The organism is Sulfitobacter dubius (assembly GCF_900113435.1).
In the GTDB taxonomy this organism is placed as follows: Bacteria; Pseudomonadota; Alphaproteobacteria; order Rhodobacterales; family Rhodobacteraceae; genus Sulfitobacter; species Sulfitobacter dubius.
In genome coordinates, this window is the sequence record NZ_FOPG01000004.1 from 17400 (window position 1) to 36504 (window position 19105).

Sequence of the window (19105 nt, forward strand, 5' to 3'; positions counted from 1 at the left end):
GAAACGAAGATGACAGATGTAACCACACCTCACACCAAAAGCTTCCGGATGCCGTCGATGTCCGTCCTCGGGCCAATCATCGCGCTGATCGTCCTTTTGGTCATCGGCGCGCTGATGAACTCAAACTTTCTAAGTGCGGCGAATATCACCAACGTCCTCGCCCGCTCGGCCTTTATCGGGATTATCGCGGTGGGCATGACCTTTGTCATTACCGCCGGGGGGCTTGACCTCTCTGTCGGGTCGATGGCGGCCTTTATCGCGGGGCTGATGATCTTGGTGATGAACGCCGCCTTGCCGAGCCTTGGTGTCGGCGTGCCGATCATCCTGTTGGGGATGTTCACGGCCATCGTCGCGGGGCTACTGGCTGGCCTGTTGAACGGCTTTTTGATCACCGCACTTGGCATTGAGGCGTTCATCGTCACGCTCGGGTCCATGGGCATCTACCGCTCGCTGGTGACGTGGCTGGCCGATGGTGGCACCCTGTCGCTCGATTTTGGCCTGCGCAGTTTCTACCGGCCCGTTTACTTTGACGGGATCCTCGGGGTCAGCTGGCCGATCATCGTCTTTGCGCTGGTGGTCGTCATTGGTGAGATCATCATGTCGCGCACTGTCTATGGCCGCCACTGCGCCGCCACGGGCTCCAACGAACATGTCGCGCATTATTCCAATGTGAACGTCAACCGCACGCGGCTGATCTCCTATGCCGCTTTGGGCATCTTGGTGGGCATCGCCACGATCATGTATGTGCCGCGCCTCGGCTCGGCTTCGGCCTCGACCGGGGTATTGTGGGAGTTGGAGGCCATCGCCGCGGTGATCATCGGCGGCACAGTATTGAAGGGCGGTTTTGGCCGGGTTTGGGGCACCGTCATCGGCGTGCTGATCCTCAGCCTGATCGGCAATATCCTCAACCTCACCGATTTCGTGTCGCCCTATCTGAACGGTGCGATCCAAGGGATTATCATCATTCTCGCTGTGATCCTACAGCGCGAAAGGAAGACGGCGCTTTAAGCCGTAGTTGAACGCTTCATGGGAGGAGCAAAAATGACATTTACCAAAACATTCATTGCCACAGCGCTGGCCACGGCTGTCGGTACGGGCGCCTTTGCCCAAGAGACCAAAGTCATCGGCGTGTCGATCCCGGCGGCGACCCACGGATGGGCGGGGGGCATGAACTACCACGCCAAGGAAACCGTCGAACGTTTGGAAGAGGTCTATCCCGACCTCGATTTCGTCCTGGCTACCGCGTCGGACCCCGGCAAGCAGGTGAATGATATCGAAGACATGGTCGCGACGCGCAACATCGACGCGCTGGTGGTCCTGCCCTTTGAATCCGACCCGCTGACCCCACCGGTGCAAGCCGTGGCCGAAGGCGGTGCATGGGTGACGGTGGTCGACCGTGGCCTTTCCGTTGAGGGCATTCAAGACCTCTATGTCGCGGGCGACAACAGCGGCTTTGGCAAGGTCTCGGGTGAATTCATGGCCCAGCAAATGCCCGATGGCGGCGATATCGTCGTGCTGCGCGGCATCCCCACCACCATCGACAACGAGCGTGTCGAGGGCTTCAACACAGCCATCGAAGGCTCCGGCATCAATGTGCTCGACATGGAGCATGGCAACTGGAACCGTGACGACAGCTTTACCGTGATGCAGGATTTCCTGTCGAAGTATCCTAACATCGACGCGGTTTGGGCGTCTGACGATGACATGGCGATTGGCGTGCTGGCCGCGATCGAAGCCGCAGGGCGTGACGACGTGAAATTCGTGCTCGGCGGTGCCGGCATGAAAGAAATGATCAAGCGCACAGCCGATGGCGATGCGATGATCCCGGCCAATGTCACCTACCCGCCGTCGATGATCGCTACCGCGATTGAGCTGACCGCCGTGGGCCTTACCTCCAACGCACCGGTCTCGGGCACATTCGTGATCGGCTCGGTGCTGGTGACGCAAGAGAACGCGATGGATTTCTACTATCCTGACAGCCCGTTCTGATTAATGCCGCCACCGGCACTCTGCCGGTGGCCTTTCCTTCTGTGAAGTAACGAGTACCGCATGACCTATCTTGGCTTGGACCTAGGCACCTCGGGCGTCAAAGCGCTTTTGATCGACGAAGGCCAAAGGGCCTTGGCCGAGGGTCATGCCCCGTTGGAGGTTCAGCGCCCGCACCCGATGTGGAGCGAGCAAGACCCCCGTTCATGGATCACCGCCTGCGAGAGTGCGATTGCGCAGGTCCGCGCCGCCGCCCCCGCCGAATTCGCAGCCCTACGTGGCATTGCTGTTTCAGGGCAGATGCACGGAGCTACCTTGCTTGACGCAAATGACCGGCCCCTGCGTCCGGCAATCCTATGGAACGATGGACGCGCCCATGCCGAATGTGCTGAGTTGGAAAAACTGGCCGACTTTCGCGGTATCGGCGGCAATATCGTCATGGCGGGCTTCACTGCGCCCAAGTTGAGATGGGTGCAAAAACATGAGCCTGAGGTTTTCACGCAGGTTCGCAAAGTTTTGCTGCCCAAGGACTACGTTGGTCTTTGGCTGACGGGCGAACATGTCTCGGAAATGTCTGACGCGGCAGGCACGCTGTGGCTCGATGTGGCAAAGCGCGATTGGTCTGATGAATTGCTCGCCGCCACGGACCTAACCCGCGATCACATGCCGCGCTTGGTCGAAGGCAGCGCGCGGGCGGGCGGGCTTCGGGCGGAACTGGCGGCCGACTGGGGTGTCAGCAGCGTCGCCGTTGCGGGCGGTGCAGGCGACAACGCGGCCACCGCCGTGGGGCTGGGGCTGGTGCAGCCGGGGCAGGGGTTTTTGTCGCTCGGCACCTCGGGCGTGCTGTTCTCGGTCACGGATTGTTTTGCCAGTAACACCGAGAGTGCAGTGCATAGTTTCTGCCATGCGGTGCCCGAGACATGGCATCAGATGGGCGTGATCCTATCGGCGACGGATGCTCTGGCTTGGTTGGGGCAGATCACCGGGCAGAACCCGGCAGCGCTGGCGAGCATGGTAGGGGACGTGACGCAGCCCTCACCAATCACTTTCCTGCCCTATCTTTCAGGCGAACGGACCCCGCATAACGCACCCGATGCCACCGGATCCTTCCACGGTCTGCGCCGCGCGCATGGGTTACCCGATATGGTGCAAGCGGTGATGGAAGGGGTCGGCTTCGCCTTTGCCGATTGCTGTCGTGCGCTTGGGCAAAGTGGCTCCCTGCCTGAGCGTGTCTGCGTGGCGGGCGGGGGCAGCCAGTCGGAAACCTGGCTTCAGATGATCGCCGATATCACTGGCCTGACCCTCGATGTGCCCGAAAGTGGCGCCCAGGGGGCAGCGCTTGGGGCGGCGCGGCTGGCGATGCTGGGCAGCGGTGATGTGACGCAACCAGAAGTGATTGTGCCCCCGAAAATCCGCAAGAGTATCGCCCCCAATCCCGCACTCGAACCAGCCTATGCAAGAAGCTACCCAGCCTACCGTGCCGCTTGGAATGGGGCGTCAACCTAGCGGATAGCTTGTGGGGAAGATCTCCTCGACCGGCGGATGAAACAGTGTCCGATCAGGATATTGCGCCACCATGCCATCGAACTGCGCCTGCGCGCGGCGGTGATACTCCCCCTCATCGACGCCGGGGATGATGCCATTGCGCATGACGAACCGCCCGGCAATCATCACGTCAGACACATCACGGCCCGAGCCGTTCAACAGCAGGGTTTGGATCGGGTCGATGCGCTGGCCGATGTCGGGGTTATCAAGCCGGATCACATTCAGATCCGCTGCCGCACCGGGGACGAGCCGCCCCAGATCGGGCCTGTTCAACGCCTCCGCTCCACCCAAAGTGGCGGCATTGTAGAAATCGACGGCGCTCACACAGGTCGCGTTCCCTTCGGCAATCCGGGCCGTCATCACGCCAAGCGCCATATTCTGGATCATATCCGCCGGATGCGTATCGGTGCCCATGCCAATGGTCACCCCAAGGTCGCGGAAGCGTGGAAAGGACTGCATCACCTTACCGCCCCGCGCCATTACCAGCGGGCAATGCACCAAGGCCGCGCCTGATTGGCACAGAATGTCATGGTCCGGCGCGTCATGGGTGATCCCGTTGACGTCCGATAGGAACAGCCCATGCGGCAGGATCGTCGCAGGGGCGAAGAAGGCGGTGTCCCGCAGCAATTCCAGCGGGCTTTTGCCGTGCTGTTGCAACACCAGATCGTATTCCAACCGGGACTGGCAGCAATGCAACCGGATCGGCACGTCATGGGCGCGTGCGGCGGCACCGCTTCGGGCCAGTAGGTCGGGCGTACAGGTCTCGATCCGGTCGGGCGTCAGCATCGTGCGGATCAGCCCGCCGTGGGTGTTCTCATGGCGGGTGATGAAGGCTTCGGCATCTGCAAGCCCCTGAAAACCGCGCGCTTCGTCATAGTGAAAACCGATCTGCCGCTCCGCATTCACCACCAGATTGCCGCTGCGATAGGCGGGGCCGAGGTAAACCCGCAGCCCGAGGTCCGCTGCTGCATCCGCCGCGGCGTCAAACTCTTCCGCAGTCTCTCCCCAAGCGCGGTAGAACAGCGAAGCGATTGGCAATGCGGTGGTGATGCCGTTGCGAATAAGGCGGGTGAAGGCGTAGCGTTTTTGAAATGCCAGTTCCTCGGGCGAATACATCTCGCGCGGCCCGGCCCGCATGTAGCTTTCTGGCCAGACCCGGCCCTTCAACTCTGGCGGATGGTTGTCATAGCCCAGCACGGTGGTGTCGAGGTCGGCCAGCGCGTCTAGGTCGATGAACCCCGGCCCGATCACTGCCTCTCCAAAGTCTATGGTTTCTGCCACCTCGCCGTCGAAGTCATGGCCGACGTACAGTACTTTCTCACCTTCAACGACGACGGTACCGTTGCGGTAGAGACAGTGCTGACCGTCTGCGTGGCCGACGACCCAAGCGGCGGTCAGAGCCGTGCGCTTCATGCCGTTTGCCATGCCGCCTCCGTCACGCCATCACGCGCCACGATCTGCCCGCCGGAAATGACCAACCGGCGCGGCGGGCGCAGAGTGATCGCTTCCGAGACTGCCTCAACATCCACCAGCACCAGATCGGCGCGGCTGCCTTCGGTGAGGCCGTAGCCCGCAAGCCCCATCACCCGCGCCCCGTCGGTGCTGCAGGTGTCGAGCGCCCAAGCGACCTCAACATCGGCGCGGAAATTGTTGCGCAGGCCGACGAGCATTGCGCGTTCCAACATGCAGGCGTTGCCGTAAGGCGTCCACGTATCGCGGATGCCATCATTACCCGCGCAGATCGCGATGCCCCGTTCACGGCAGGCCGCGACCGAAGGCACTGGGCGCGAGGCAGGCGCGGTGGTGGCCAGCGACACGTCCAACGCCGCGATCCGGTCAAGCAATCCCGCCACCCGCGCCTGATCGTTCATGCCAAGGCAGAAGGCGTGGCTCACGGTCACCTTACCCTGCATCGCCAGCGCCTCAGTCCGGTCGAGGATCATCTCAAAGCTGAATGCGCCCATTTCACCCGGCTCGTGCAGGTGAATGTCGATCTGCTTGCCGTGTTTCTCGGCCAGTCCAAAGACCGCATCGAGCTGCCCTTTGGGATCCCGGTCGATGCCGCAGGGGTCTAATCCGCCGACAATCTCGGCCCCGTCGCGCAGAGCTTGATCCATTAGCTCTACCGTGCCGGGGCGGATCATCATGCCCGATTGCGGGAAGGCGACGATCTCGATCTGCATCACCTCGGCGTAACGCGCTCGTGTTGCCGCGACCCCCTCAAACAGGCTCAGCCCGTGGTCAGTGTCGATATCGACATGACTGCGGATCGCCGTCGTACCTTTGGACAGCGCCAGTGCCACCTGCCGCGACGATTGGCGCTCCGCGTCCATGTCCAGCTCGTGGCGCAGACGACGCTCGGTGTCGATCATCTGCTGGAGGCTTTTGCCCTGCTGATGTGGATGCCATGGCATGCCCCAAAGCGTCTTGTCGAGATGCGCGTGGGCGTCGATAAGGCCGGGCAGGACGATGTCACCGCCGCAGTCTTCGACGGTGACATCGCCAGTTGGCGTGACCTCAGGGGCGATGCGGGCAATGCGCCCGTCCTCGATCAATACGTCGGTTTTCGCGGCACCCATCAGGCGCAGGTTTTTCAGCAGCAGTGGCTTGGTCATGTGTGGTCCTGTCTATCGTGTAAGAGGCGCGACGCGAGGGGTAGGCGCGGCGATCTCTTTGATGCGGGGTAGGGCATAGGCACCAGCCTTGCTGGTCAGCAGGCCTGTGGCGGCCAAGCCAGCGGCCATGCGGATGGCAAAGCCCACGCCATCGATCACTGGCACCCCGGCGTCGCGCCCCAGTTGCTCCAGATGCGCGCTCATGCCTGCGCAGCCCAGCACGACCGCTTCGGCGCGGTCTTCTTCGACCGACTGGCGGATCTTGCGGGCAATAAGGGGCAGAGTTTGCACGGGCGCAAATTCTAGGTCGAGCACCGGAATGTCGGCGGCGTGGACCGCGCAGAGCGCCCGGCCACAGCCATAGCGATCCCCGAGGTCTTCGATAATCGGCACGGCGCAGGGCAGGGTTGTGACCACGGAAAAGCGCTTGGCGATCCTTCCGGCCGCGATCAGCGCGGCTTCGCACAGGCCGATCACCGGCCCCATCGCCACGGCGCGTGCGGCATCAAGGCCGGGATCATCGAAACAGGCGATTACATGGGCCACAGCACCCTGTGCTTCGGCGGCGATAATGGCGTCGAGCATGGCAGGCACGGCGCGGGCCTCGTCAGCGTAGCCTTCGATGCTAGGCGGCGTGCCGCGTGCTGTGGCGGCCATGATCTCGACGCCCGGCCCGGCATGGGCGCGAGCGGTACGGGCGACGGCGTCGGTCATGCCCGGCGTCGAGTTTGGATTAATCAGATGGATTTTCATGGTGCGGCTTTCCGTGTCACGCCAGCGGGAGGCTGGGCGGGTGCCTTCAGCTCGAACTGTCGGTCAGAGGTGATGTAATTGTCGGCATGCAGCCGCGCGATGGGCTGGTAGTTCTCGGGGCGCACATAGCGGCCTGCGTCATCAAGACAGTTGTCGCGGATATGCATCTGTACGACCCGGCCCAGAATGATCTCGCGCCGCTCGTATCTGATGGTTTCGACCACGACACATTCCATGGCGCAGGGGCTTTCCGCGATCCAACCGCCTTCGATCTGGCTGGCGGGCGTCATGGTCAGCCCGGCGGTGGCGATTTCGTCCACGTCCGGCTCATAGCTGATGCCGCAGGTGATCATCGCTTCGGCCAGCGCCATGTCGACCATGTTGATGCAGAAACTCTGCCGGGCGTTGATGTTGTTCACCGTGTCTTTGACCGTGCCATCTGGCCGGGTCTGGATGCCAAGGATCACGATGGGTGGTTCCTGCGAGAAGACGTTGAAAAAGCTCATGGGGGCCGCGTTGGCCACCCCATCGGGGCAGAACGTCGTGACCAGCGCGATGGGGCGCGGGGCGACGAAGCTCGACAGCAGGCGGTAGCGGTCGCGCTCGGGCAGGGTGGTGAAGTCAAATTCCATCCCGCTACTCCGCCGCCAGCCGAAGCCATGCCGGCAGCCGCCCTTCGTCCGCCGCGTGACAGGCCGATTTCTGACCGCCCGCGCGCAGGTTCAACGCCGGTGCCACGCTGCGGCAGGTGTCATTCGCCAGCGGGCAGCGCGGGTGGAACGAACAACCGGGCGGGGGCGAGATCGGGTTCGGCACCTCGCCCGCCACCGGGGCACGCTCGGTCCCGCCAACGGTGAGCTTGGGCACGGTTTCCATCAGCAGGCGTGTGTAGGGGTGCTGCGGGTTCTCAAAGATTTGCTCTTTGGGGCCGACCTCGACGATCTTGCCCAGATACATCACCGCCAGCACATCGGCCATGTACCAGACCACCGCCAGATCGTGGCTGATGAAGATGTAGCTCATGTTGAACTCATCCTGCAGGTCTTTCATCAGGTTGAGGATCTGGCTCTGCACACTCACGTCCAGCGCCGAGGTCGGCTCGTCGCAGATCAGCAGTTCGGGCCGTGTGGTAAGCGCACGGGCAATCGACAGGCGCTGGCGCTGGCCGCCCGAAAACTCGTGCGGAAACTTCTTGGCGTCGGCGGGGATCAGGCCCACTTGGCTCAGCAGTTTTTCCACTTCGCGGGTCACTTCGGCGCGGGTCTTGCAGATGCCGAAGTTTTTAAGCGGCTCGCCAATGATGTCGCGCACCCGCCAGCGCGGGTTGAGCGAGGCATAGGGGTCTTGAAAGATCATCTGCATCCGGCGGCGCAGTTCGGGGGGATTGCCGGGGGGCATATGGGTGATGTCTGTCCCCTCAAAGCGGATGGCGCCCGCGCTTGGCGTGTGCAGCCCCATCAGCAGCCGCGCCACGGTGGACTTGCCGCAGCCGGACTCGCCCACCACGGCAAAGGTTTTGCCACGCGGCACGTCAAAGCTGATGTCGTTCACCGCCGTTAGGATGCGGCGCGGGCGGCGCTCCAGCACCCGGTTGAGAAAGGGTTCGGACACGTCGAAGCGCTTGGAGATATTCTGCACGCTCAGGATGTCGTCGGGGGCGATTTGAGGGGTCATGCTGTCTCTCCATAAAGGTGGCAGGCGACTTGGCCGGTGCCCGCGTCCTGCGGCGCGGGGCGCAAGCTGTGGCAGTGTTCCATCGCACGCGGGCAGCGCGGGGCAAAGGCGCAGCCGGGGGCGGGGTTGCGCAGGCCGGGCATCGCGCCCTCGATTTGCGTGAGGCGGCGGTCGCGGTTGCCGATCTGCGGGATCGAGGCCATGAGGCCCCGCGTATAGGGGTGCAGCGGCTCTTCGATGACCTGTTTTACGTCGCCGATCTCGACCAGCCGCCCGGCGTACATCACCGCGACGCGGTCGGCGGTCTCGGCGATCACGCCCATGTCGTGGGTGACCAGAACCACCGCCGTGCCATTCTCGCGGCAAAGCCGTTTCAGCAGGGCAAGGATCTGCGCCTGCACGCTGACATCAAGCGCCGTGGTCGGCTCGTCCGCGATGATCAGCTTCGGCTCGGCACAAAGCGCCAGCGCGATCACTACACGCTGCCGCATCCCGCCCGAGAACTGGTGCGGATATTGGTCGAGCCGCGCCTCGGGGGCCGGGATGCCGACTTCGGCCAGCCAGTCGATGGCGCGCTGGCGGGCGGCCTTGTGATCAAACCCCAGATGCACGCGCATCGTGTCGATGAGTTGCTCGCCCACGGTATAGACTGGGTTGAGGCTGGTCAGCGGGTCCTGAAAGATCGCGCCGATTTCTTTGCCCCGGATGCGGCGCATCTTTTCGGGGGGCAGGTTGTCGATCCGTGCGCCACGCAGGCGCACCTCGCCCGAGCGGATCAAGCCGGGCGGTTCGATCAGCCCGGTAATCGCCGCCCCGGTGATCGACTTGCCTGCGCCGGATTCACCGACCAGCCCGAGGATTTCGCCTTCGTCGAGATCAAGGCTCAGCCCCTTGACGGCCTCCAACGGGCCGCGGCGGGTGGGGAATTCGACAACGATATTGTCCAGTTCAAGAAGTGACATTGGGGTACCTCACCGCAATTTGGGGTTAAGCGCATCGCGCAGCCAGTCGCCCAGCAGGTTCACCGCCAACACGAGGATCGCCAGTGCCGCGGCAGGGAAGACGACGACCCACCAGATGCCCGAAAACAAGAATTCATTGCCGATCTGGATCAGCGTGCCGAGCGAGGGCTGGGTGGGCGGCATGCCGACACCCAGAAAGCTCAGCGTCGCTTCGGTCAGCACCGCCATGCCGAGGTTGATGGTGGCGATCACCAGCACCGGGCCAAGCACGTTGGGCAAGATATGCTTCATCATGATTGCCACCTTACCGGTGCCGAGCGTGCGCGCCGCCTCGATATATTCCTTGCGGCGCTCCACCATGGTCGAGCCGCGCACGGTGCGGGCGTATTGCACCCAGTTGGTCAGGCCGATCGATAGGATCAGCACGATGAGCGCCGACTCGGCCTGCGCCGAACTGGGCAGAGCGCCGCGCAGCACACCGTTGATGAGCAGCGCCACGAGGATCGGCGGGAAGCTGAGCAGGACGTCGGCAATCCGCATCAGCACCGCGTCGACGATCCCGCCGAGAAAGCCACCAAGCAGTCCGAGGGTTACCCCCATCACAGCGGCGAGGATCACACTGGCGAAACCCACCAGCAGGGAAATCCGCATCCCGTGCATGATCGACGACAGCACATCACGGGCCTGCGTGTCGGTGCCGAGGAGGTAAGCGGTACTGCCGCCCTCGACCCAAAACGGGGGCAACTCGCTGTCGAAAAGGTCCAGCTCTGCAATGTCGAAAGGGTTCTGAGGCGCGAGGCTTGGGGCGAAGATCGCCGTGAGGAACATCGCCAGCAGCACCAGCGCCGAGATGACAGCCACCCGCGATTTGCGGAAACTGTAGGTGATATCGCTGTCCCAGAAGGCGTACAGCATGGGCATGAAGTTTGACATATTCTGCTCCTCAGACGCCGCGCGCGGGCGTTCTCTCGGCCCGCAGGCGCGGGTCGGCGACATTGTACAAGAGGTCAACCAGCGTGTTGATGACGACAAAGATGAAAGACACCAGCACCAGATAGGCGGCCATGACGGGGACGTCGGTGAAGTTCACCGCTTGGATAAAGAGGAACCCCATGCCCGGCCATTGGAAGACCGTCTCGGTGATGATGGCGAAGGCGATGAGCCCGCCCAGTTGCAGACCGAAGATGGTCATCACGGGGATCAGCGTGTTCTTCAGCGCGTATTTGAAATGCAGCATCCGGTTGGGAATGCCCCGCGCCTTGGCGAATTTGATGTAATCGGCACGCAGCACCTCCAGCATCTCGGCGCGCACCAGCCGCATGATCAGCGTCATCTGGAAGAGGGCGAGCATGATCGCGGGCAGAATTAGCGCTTTGAGGCCCGAAGTGGTGAGGAAACCCGTCGTCCACCAGCCCAGATCAACCACCGTGCCGCGCCCGAAGCTGGGCAGCCAGCCGAGGGTGACAGAGAAGACAAGGATCAGCAGGATGCCGGTCACGAATGTCGGCACCGAGATGCCCAAGAGAGAGACCACCTGCAACCCCTGGCTCAGCCAGCCGCGCGGGTTCAGCGCGGTATAGATGCCCAAGGGGATGCCAAGCGCCAGCGCGAGGCTTGCCGCGACCAGCACCAGTTCGGCGGTGGCAGGGAAGCGTTCGGCCAGAAGGTCCGACACGGGGCGGTTGTTGCGGTAGGATTGGCCGAAGTCACCTTGGGCGGCATCGACGATAAAGCGCCCGTATTGCACCAGAACGGGATCGTTCAGCCCCATCTTCTCGCGCATCTCGGCGCGGTCCTGAACGGTGGCATCTTCGGGCAGAAGATTGGAAATCGGGTCGCCCAGAAAGCGAAACATCAAAAAGGCGATCGAGGCGACGACGAGCATCACCAGCGCGGCCTGAATGATACGGCGGATAAGAAAGGCAAACATGCTGGCCTCCGGCTGGCAAGGAAAGGGTGGCGGGCGTGGGGAGGTCGCCCGCCGGGGGAGGTTACTCGATCCGGGCGAGCCAGAGGCGCGGCTTGTCATCCGCGGTCTGGGGGATCTTCACGGCATCCCGCGCGGCCCATGAGAGGGGCTGTGCATGCAGGGGCAGCCAAGCCACTTCCTCATCCGCGATGCGGAAGGCCTCGACCATCATCTCGTGCCGTTTCTCGGCGTCGAGTTCGGTGGCCACAGCTTGGGTCAAACGGTCGACCTCGGCGTTGGAATAGCCGCCGGGGTTCCATGTGCCCATCTGCCCGCCGGGGGTGTGCAGCATGGCCGAGAGGACCGAGTAGCCGTCGAGCATTGGCAGCGTCGCCCAGCCCAGCATGAACATATCGGTCTCATTGGCGCGGGCGCGCTCAAAGTGGATCGCCTTGGTCTCTGCCGTGAGATCCGCCTTTACACCAACACGCGCGAACATCGCGGCCAGCGCCTGACAGATCGCCGCGTCGTTGACGTAGCGGTCATTGGGGCAGTTCATGTTAAAGCTAAAGCCTTCGGGATAGCCCGCATCGGCCAGCATCTGCTTGGCCTTTTCAGGGTCATAGGCGGGGATTGCATCGACACCTTCGTCGAAGCCCGGCACCTGCGGAGCGACCAGCCCACCAAGGTTGCGGGACTTGCCGCGCATGATCTTGTCGCGCAGCAGGTCATAGCTGATCGCGTGGACCAGCGCCTGACGGACCTCGACCTTTTGCAGCGGGTTGCCGTCTTGGTTGGGGTTGTTGGATTTGTCGGACATGTTGATGCCCATCATGATCGCGCGCAGGCCGGGGGCTTCCAACACATGCATGCCGTCGGTGGACTCGATCCGCTTGGCGTCCTGTAGGGGGGAGGGGAAGATCATGTCGAGTTCGCCAGACAGCATCGCCGCCACGCGGGTCGCATCGGAGTTGATCGGGTTCAGCTCGATCCGGGTCAGGTTGTGCTGCGGCTCGTCCCACCAGTTTTCGTTCACGGTCAGCACAGTCTGCGCGTCGGGGGTGCGGGACTCAAACCGGAAGGGTCCGGTGCCATTGGCGTTCGACGTGGTGTAACCCTCTTCGCCCTTCTGCGCGTCGATCGGGTCGAGCGCGTCATGCTCTTCCAGCCAGCCGCTGTCAAAGATCAGCACGTTGGTCAGGAAGTTGTTAAGCAGCGGGTTTGGCCCGTCCAGCATCAGATCGACCGTCATTTCATCGACCATCTTGGCGTCGACAAGACCGGCGATATTGCCGCGAATGGGCGAGTCTTCATGTGACGCGCGTTTCACCGAAGCCACCACATCCTCGGCGGAGAAGTCCTGACCGTCGTGGAACTTGATCCCTTCACGCAGGGTGTAGCGCACGGTGGTCTCGTCGATCTGCTCCCAGCTTGTGGCCAAGGCCGGCTCAATCTTGAGGTCCGCATCATAGCGCACCAGCGCCTCATAGACGTGGTTCAGGAACGACACGGTAAAGCTGTCGGTCATCGAATGCGGGTCAAGGCCGTAAAGGTCACCATTCGTACCGAGCCGGAAGGTTTCGGCCTGTACGGTGGCGGCGCAGGCCAGCGCCAGTGCCGAGGTTAATAGAAGGTTGCGCGGTTTCATTATTATCTCCCTGTTCATGCTGCCAAGCGGGCATAGCGGGCCTGCAATACAGCAACTAAAGACAGGCTGGCACGATTCCGGTTTTCTGTCTACAATTATTGTTAACAATGTTTGAACACATAAATTGCTTGCACAATATCGGGCATTTCGACGACAATTGCAGCAGATTCAGAAAAGAACAATTTATAAGGGGTCGGCAGGTGAAGGAAGCAAAGCTTACGGAAAAGCAGATTTACGAACGAATCTGGAAATCCATCGCCGAGCGCCGCTTGCCGCCCGGCACGCGACTGAAAGAAGAGCGCCTGTGCGAGATTTTCGGCGTCAGTCGCCCGCGCATTCGTCGGGCGCTGGATCAGTTGACCCATGATGGATTGGTCAGTCACATCCCCAACCGGGGCGCCTTTGTCACGACACCTTCGGTTGACGAGGCCCGCGATGTTTTCTTTACCCGCCGGGTGGTGGAGCGGGGCGTGATTGAGGCCCTTCAAAAACGCGGCGCCCAAGATAAACTGGCGGCGCTAGAGACGCATATCGCCGAAGAGCGCGAAGCGTTGGCCGAGGGGGACACCGCGCGGATCATCCGTCTTTCCGGGGCGTTTCACATGCTTTTGGCCGAACTTGCCGCTTCTCCGCATTTGGCCGATATTCTGCGCGACCTTGTATCAAAAAGCACGCTGGTCACAGCAGTGTTCCAACCCAAATGCGACGCACAATGCGGCCCGGATGAACACGCTGCAATCGTCGCAGCACTGGCGGCAGGCGATTTTGATACCGCCAAAACCGCGATGGACGCGCATCTAATAGAAGCTGAGCGACTGCTGGAGCTTGAGGCTTCAGGCGATGGCACCGGCCCGCAGGACGATGTGCTTGGCGCCGCATTGAGCAAGGAACTGTGATGACCACACGCGCGATAACTAACACCACTGCAATCACGATGGACCCCGCCCGCCGCGTCATCGAGAACGCAACAATCTTAATGGAGGCGGACCGGATTACCGCCGTTGGCCCTGCCTCAGAGATCAGTGTGCCGATCGAGGCTGAACGGATCGCGGGCGAGAATATGATAACGCTGCCGGGACTGATTGACAGTCATGCCCATGCGGGCCACGGGCTGACCCGTAATCTTGGCGGCGGGGATGGCGATGCGTGGTTTCAGGCCTGCGAAGACATTTATACCCGCGGCTCCACCCCCGGTTTCTGGCAGGCCGAAGCGCGGCTGTCGGGGCTGGAACGGTTGAAGGCCGGGATCACCACCTGCACCATGCTGCTCGGTGGCGGCGCGGACCATTACCGCACCGATACGACCGAAGCGGGCGATCTGCACTGCGCCGCCACGCGTGAGATTGGCATTAGAACGATGCTTGCTGTCGGTCTGAACCGGCGGCCTTTCCCAAAGCTTTACACAAGCCTTGATCTGGCGCGTGACATCACGCTGTCATTCGAGGATCAAATGGCGGTTTGCGGTGAGTTGGCGCAAAAGCACAACGATCTTCTGGACAGCCGGACCGGCATCTGCCTGATCATGCCCGTCTACTCCCCCGCGGAGGCCACGCAAGACCCCGACGAGATCCGCCAGATGTGCGACGCGGCCATGGCCTTGCGCGAAAAGCACGGCCTGCGCTTTACCCAAGACGGGCACCGCGAAGGTTCGATTGCGCTTGCCGAAAGCTTTGGCATCCTCGGTCCCTGGGCCTATCTATCGCATTCGGTTGACCTGACTGCCGAAGACATGGAGGCCGCAAAACGCAGTGGCGCGTCTATTGTGCACAATCCGTCGTCTATCATGTCGGTGTTGGGCCGCTGCCCCGCGCCGGAACTGCGCGAGATGGGCGTGAACGTTGCACTTGGCTCTGACGCGGCGGCACCGGATCGGGGCTATGACATGTTCCGCCACATGGCCCAATGCCTACACTATCACCGCCGTCACTTCCGCGATCCCGAGGTGATGATGCTGCTCGACGTGCTGGAAATGTGTACGATCGATGCCGCCAAAGCGATTGGGCTGGAGGGTGAACTCGGCTCGCTTGAAGTGGGCAAAAAGGCTGATATCGTCATGCTGGACCGACGCAAGCCGCATCTCTATCCGCCGATGATGCCGCTGACCACGGTGGCGCAATTTGCCAATGCGGCGGATGTGGATACGGTGATCGTGAATGGCGAGATCCGCATGCAAAACCGCCGCACGGCGCTGGACGAGGGGGCGATCCTTGATGCAGCAGCGCAGGAGCTGCAGGAGGCCGTGGCCCGCTGTGATCTTACACATCTGCTGGCAGAGACTGGGGCGGCGGGTTAGGCGGCCCCATCCCACTTACATGCCCGCGATGACCTTATCCAAAGTGGCAGGATAATCGCGCACCCGGACGCCGGTTGCATTATAGATCGCGTTGGTGATCGCTGCGGCGGCCCCGCAGATGCCCAATTCACCGATCCCCTTCGCCTGAAGCGGATTGGCCCAATCGTCGCGCTCTTCCAGCAGATCAACGGTCAGCTGCGGTACGTCTGCGTTCACCGGGATGTGGTATTCGGCAAGGTTGTGGTTGGCCACATGTCCGTCGCGCGGGTCAAAGGCCATCTCTTCGGTCAGCGCGATGCCGATGCCAAAAGTCATACCGCCCAGACATTGCGACCGCGCCGTCTTTGCATTCAGGATCCGACCGGCGGCAAAGGTGCCATGCATCCGCCGCACCCGCGTCTCGCCCGAGGCGGCATGCACTGCGACTTCGGCGAAATAGGCGCCAAAGGTCGCTTGGCGCACCGCCTCGGAAGTGTCCCCGGGTAGCACATGACCAAGCTTGGCGATCTGATCCCCGTTGAGGATATCGCTCAGGCTCCGGGCCTGATTGTCGAAAGTGGCCATGCCGTCTTTCAGCGTCAGGTCATTTTCATCCACCTCCAACCGCTCTGCCAACTGTTTTCGGATCGCTTCGCAAGCCAGATAAACGGAGGTGCCGCTTGATGCGGCCCCCCAAGATCCGCCCGAACCGGAGGCCGGGGGCAGGGTGGTATCGCCCAGCACCACGTCCACAGCATCACGCGGCAGGCCCAGCATGTCGCCGGCAATCTGGCCAAGGATCGCATAGGTGCCCGTGCCGATGTCGGTCATATCCGTCTCAACCCGCGCACGGCCTTCTGGGGTCAAGGTCACCCGCGCTTGGCTTTCCATCAGCACGTTGACCCGTGCCGCCGAAGCCATGCCATAGCCGATCAACCATTCCCCCTCGCGCCGTTCTTTGACGCCGGGCCGGTTGGCCCAGCCAAAGGTTTCGGCACCGCTGTCGAGCGCTTCGAGGAAACGGCGGGATGAAAACTCCTTCCCGCTTTCGGGGTCTTTTTCAGGAATGTTGCGGCGGCGAAGCTCAACCGGGTCCATGCCGATCTGGACAGCTAATTCGTCCATCGCCCCCTCAAAAACGGTGACGCCGACCGCTTCGCCTGGCGCGCGGACAGACCCTGCGCAGAGGCGGTGCACCCGCGCCAGTTCCATCGACATTTTGCGGTTCTCCCCAGCATAGAGAAAATACGACGCCTGCAAAACCGGTTCGGCAAAAGTCTCTCCCGGCAGGTTCGAGACGCGCGCATCATGGCCGAGCCCAGTCAAACGCCCCTCTGCATCGGCGGCAAGGCGTACCCGCTGTGTGGTTTCAGAACGGCGCATAGTGGCCTCATAGACCTGCGGACGCTGCAAAGCGACCGATACGGGGCGGCCCACCTTTTTCGCTGCAATTGCCGCTGCGACCGCCTCGGGCGCGATCCCGAGTTTCGAGCCAAAGCCGCCGCCGACATAGGGCGACAGGATGCGCAGCCGGTCGGGGTGAATGCCAAGCGCGTCCGACAGCTCATTCCGGTTGTATTTCAACATCTGATAGCTGCCACGCAGGGTCAGGTCATCGCCTTGCCATGACGCAATAGAGGCATGCGGCTCCATGGGGGAGCTGGAATGCGACGGCGTGGTATAAGTCACATCGACCGAGAATGCCGCGTCTTTCATAGCGCCATCCAGATCGCCTTGATCCAGCGTTTTCGCCTCTTGAGGCTCCACCGCTGCGGTGGCGGGGTCGACTGGCATGACCTCGCCGTTTTCTAGCTGCACCTGCAAGGACTGTGCTGCGTGTCGGGCCTGCTCAAAGCCTTCGGCCACCACCACGGCGATCAGTTGTCCAAGGTAAGCTGCATGCTGAGGCCCCTGTATAGGTGCCTTGTTCGCCGTGCCCTGCGCGGGATTGCGCAGCAGGCGGTCATCTTGGATCACGGCCAGCACGCCGGGCATTTTCTCTACGGCATCGCAGTTTGCCAAAACCACCCGCCCACTGTTGTCGGGCGCGCGGACCATGACACCATGCACCATTCCCCTAACTTGCCATTCATTAGCGTAGGTCGCGGTACCCGTTACTTTCAGCGGCCCTTCGGGCCGGTCAAGCGGCGCACCGACAAGACCCTGGGCCATGTCATCAAGCCTGCGTGCCGTGGCAGGGGCGTCCATTTTAAACTGCTCGGTCATTGCTGTGCCTCCTGTGTCAGTTCGTTCAGCACCGACACCAATGTGCGACGGGCGAGGGGGATTTTGAAATCATTCGCTCCATAGCCTTGGGCTTCGGCAAGCAGCAGATCGGCGGCTTTGTTAAACAGGTCTTCGGATGGGGCTTCACCGGTCAACAAGGCCTCAACCTCGGCATTGCGCCACGGTTTCGGGGCAAGCCCGCCAAAAGCCAGATTGGCACGGGCGATCCGCCCATTTTCAAGTTTGGCGATCCCGGCGACAGACACCAAAGCAAAGGCATAAGACGCCCTATCGCGCACCTTGCGGTAGGTTTGTTTTCCATCAACGGGCGCAGGCAATACCACGGCGGTGATTAACTCGCCCGGTTCAAGTACGGTCTCTTGATCTGGTCGGTCGCCCGGCAGCAGATAGAGGTTATCAAGCGTAAGGCGGCGCGTGCTGCCGTTTTCTTTTAACGTTTCCACTTCGGCCCCAAGCGCACGCATGGCCACGGCCATGTCACTGGGATGGGCCGCAATACAATGTTCCGACGTGCCGAGCACCGCCAGAATGCGGTTGAACCCGTCTTTCGCCGAACACCCTGCGCCCGGCTCGCGTTTGTTGCAGGGCATGGCACGATCATAGAAATACAGGCAGCGCGTTCGTTGTAGTAGATTGCCGCCAGTGGTCGCCTTGTTGCGAAGCTGCCCACTGGCCCCGGCCAGCAAAGCACGGCTCAGCACTGGCCAGTCTTTGCGAATACGGGCGTCATTTGCCAGATCACTGTTGCTGACGAGCGCACCGATACGCAGCCCGCCATCATCCGTCTCTTCAATCGCTCCCAAGTCTAGGCGATTGATATCAATCAACGCCTCGGGTGCCATGACCTCCAGTTTCATCAGGTCCAGCAGATTGGTGCCTCCGGCGATGAAAGTCCCTCCGCTGGCGGCCTGCCGCGCTGCGGATTCGGAGGTGTCGGCACGGGTATAACCGAATGGTCTCATGTGTTCTCTCCCGCCGCTTTACGGATCGCTTCGACGATATTTGGATAGGCCGAGCAACGGCAGAGATTGCCGCTCATCCGTTCTGAAATTTCCTCGGCCGTCAGCTTGGCTTTGCCGTCCAGATCATCGGTCACATGGCTGGGCCACCCGTCAGAGATCTCTTTGAGCATTGCAGTGGCCGAACAGATCTGACCGGGGGTGCAATAGCCGCATTGAAAACCGTCTTCGTTGACGAAAGCTTCTTGGAGGGGGCTTAGATTGCCGGGCTGGCCCAATCCTTCGATAGTGGTGACTTCATCGCCGTCATGCATACACACCAGCGTCAAACAAGCATTGATCCGGCGGCCGTTCACCATGACGGTACAAGCGCCGCATTGCCCATGATCGCAGCCCTTTTTGCTGCCGGTCAGCCCAAGATGGTGGCGCAGCGCATCCAAAAGCGTGGTGCGCGGATCAAGGTCCAGCCGCTGTTCGGTGCCATTGATTGTCAGATTGGTTTCCACGGCAAATTCCTCTGGCTAAATGGGGCCAG

Annotated in this window: 17 protein-coding genes; 5 read left to right on the plus strand and 12 right to left on the minus strand. The window is 61.9% G+C overall.

Translation table 11 applies throughout. The features are described 5' to 3' along the window. Positions 1–9 precede the first annotated feature (9 nt). The 3 genes from BM229_RS16005 to xylB are packed head-to-tail and all read left to right on the plus strand — an operon-like array spanning position 10 to position 3492. A complete protein-coding gene (locus BM229_RS16005) occupies positions 10–1008 on the plus strand; it encodes an ABC transporter permease (RefSeq protein ID WP_244152239.1) in 999 nt (332 codons plus the stop codon). A gap of 33 nt (positions 1009–1041) precedes the next feature. Then, the gene (locus BM229_RS16010; protein WP_093928654.1) at positions 1042–1989 is read left to right on the plus strand and encodes an ABC transporter substrate-binding protein; all 948 of its coding nucleotides are present in this window, start codon (positions 1042–1044) and stop codon (positions 1987–1989) included. Between the two features lie 60 nt (positions 1990–2049). After that, complete coding sequence (gene xylB / locus BM229_RS16015; RefSeq protein WP_093928655.1) at positions 2050–3492, plus strand: xylulokinase; 1443 nt, start codon at positions 2050–2052, stop codon at positions 3490–3492. Here the strand turns inward: xylB and BM229_RS16020 are convergent. From BM229_RS16020 to BM229_RS16060, 9 genes are all read right to left on the minus strand, one after another. Continuing rightward, the gene (locus tag BM229_RS16020; protein WP_093928656.1) at positions 3484–4956 is read right to left on the minus strand and encodes an amidohydrolase family protein; all 1473 of its coding nucleotides are present in this window, start codon (positions 4954–4956) and stop codon (positions 3484–3486) included. The two genes, xylB and BM229_RS16020, sit on opposite strands and share 9 nt — an antisense overlap. Then, entirely contained in the window at positions 4941–6146 is a 1206-nt protein-coding gene (locus BM229_RS16025; protein WP_093928657.1) for an amidohydrolase family protein, read from the minus strand. Before BM229_RS16025 ends, BM229_RS16020 begins: the two co-directional genes overlap by 16 nt. A gap of 12 nt (positions 6147–6158) precedes the next feature. Next, positions 6159–6899, minus strand: coding sequence for an aspartate/glutamate racemase family protein (locus tag BM229_RS16030; RefSeq protein ID WP_093928658.1), 741 nt, complete (start codon positions 6897–6899; stop codon positions 6159–6161). After that, the gene (locus BM229_RS16035; protein ID WP_093928659.1) at positions 6896–7531 is read right to left on the minus strand and encodes a flavin reductase family protein; all 636 of its coding nucleotides are present in this window, start codon (positions 7529–7531) and stop codon (positions 6896–6898) included. Before BM229_RS16035 ends, BM229_RS16030 begins: the two co-directional genes overlap by 4 nt. 4 nt (positions 7532–7535) lie before the next feature. After that, the gene (locus BM229_RS16040) at positions 7536–8573 is read right to left on the minus strand and encodes an ABC transporter ATP-binding protein (protein WP_093928660.1); all 1038 of its coding nucleotides are present in this window, start codon (positions 8571–8573) and stop codon (positions 7536–7538) included. Beyond that, positions 8570–9535 (minus strand): ABC transporter ATP-binding protein, encoded by a 966-nt coding sequence (locus BM229_RS16045; protein WP_093928661.1) that lies wholly within the window; start codon positions 9533–9535, stop codon positions 8570–8572. The genes BM229_RS16040 and BM229_RS16045 overlap by 4 nt, the downstream gene beginning before the upstream one ends. Positions 9536–9544: 9 nt before the next feature. Continuing rightward, a complete protein-coding gene (locus BM229_RS16050) occupies positions 9545–10468 on the minus strand; it encodes an ABC transporter permease (RefSeq protein WP_093928662.1) in 924 nt (307 codons plus the stop codon). Between the two features lie 10 nt (positions 10469–10478). Then, a complete protein-coding gene (locus BM229_RS16055; RefSeq protein ID WP_093928663.1) occupies positions 10479–11465 on the minus strand; it encodes an ABC transporter permease in 987 nt (328 codons plus the stop codon). A gap of 61 nt (positions 11466–11526) precedes the next feature. Continuing rightward, entirely contained in the window at positions 11527–13092 is a 1566-nt protein-coding gene (locus BM229_RS16060) for an ABC transporter substrate-binding protein (RefSeq protein ID WP_093928664.1), read from the minus strand. A gap of 200 nt (positions 13093–13292) precedes the next feature. On the opposite strand from BM229_RS16060, the gene BM229_RS16065 reads away from it, so the two are divergent. Then, the gene (locus tag BM229_RS16065; RefSeq protein ID WP_244152240.1) at positions 13293–13988 is read left to right on the plus strand and encodes a GntR family transcriptional regulator; all 696 of its coding nucleotides are present in this window, start codon (positions 13293–13295) and stop codon (positions 13986–13988) included. Continuing rightward, positions 13988–15385 (plus strand): amidohydrolase family protein, encoded by a 1398-nt coding sequence (locus tag BM229_RS16070; RefSeq protein WP_093928665.1) that lies wholly within the window; start codon positions 13988–13990, stop codon positions 15383–15385. Before BM229_RS16065 ends, BM229_RS16070 begins: the two co-directional genes overlap by 1 nt. 15 nt (positions 15386–15400) lie before the next feature. Here BM229_RS16070 and BM229_RS16075 read toward each other — a convergent pair whose 3' ends face one another. Genes BM229_RS16075 through BM229_RS16085 form a run of 3 tightly spaced genes read right to left on the minus strand, consistent with a single transcriptional unit; the run spans position 15401 to position 19076 of the window. Continuing rightward, complete coding sequence (locus BM229_RS16075) at positions 15401–17590, minus strand: xanthine dehydrogenase family protein molybdopterin-binding subunit (protein ID WP_093928666.1); 2190 nt, start codon at positions 17588–17590, stop codon at positions 15401–15403. Then, positions 17587–18573 carry an FAD binding domain-containing protein gene (locus tag BM229_RS16080; protein WP_093928667.1) on the minus strand — a complete coding sequence of 329 codons (987 nt, stop codon included), beginning with the start codon at positions 18571–18573 and terminating at the stop codon, positions 17587–17589. The genes BM229_RS16075 and BM229_RS16080 overlap by 4 nt, the downstream gene beginning before the upstream one ends. Further along, positions 18570–19076, minus strand: a complete 507-nt coding sequence (locus BM229_RS16085) for a 2Fe-2S iron-sulfur cluster-binding protein (protein WP_093928668.1) — start codon at positions 19074–19076, stop codon at positions 18570–18572. The genes BM229_RS16080 and BM229_RS16085 overlap by 4 nt, the downstream gene beginning before the upstream one ends. Positions 19077–19105 lie beyond the last annotated feature (29 nt).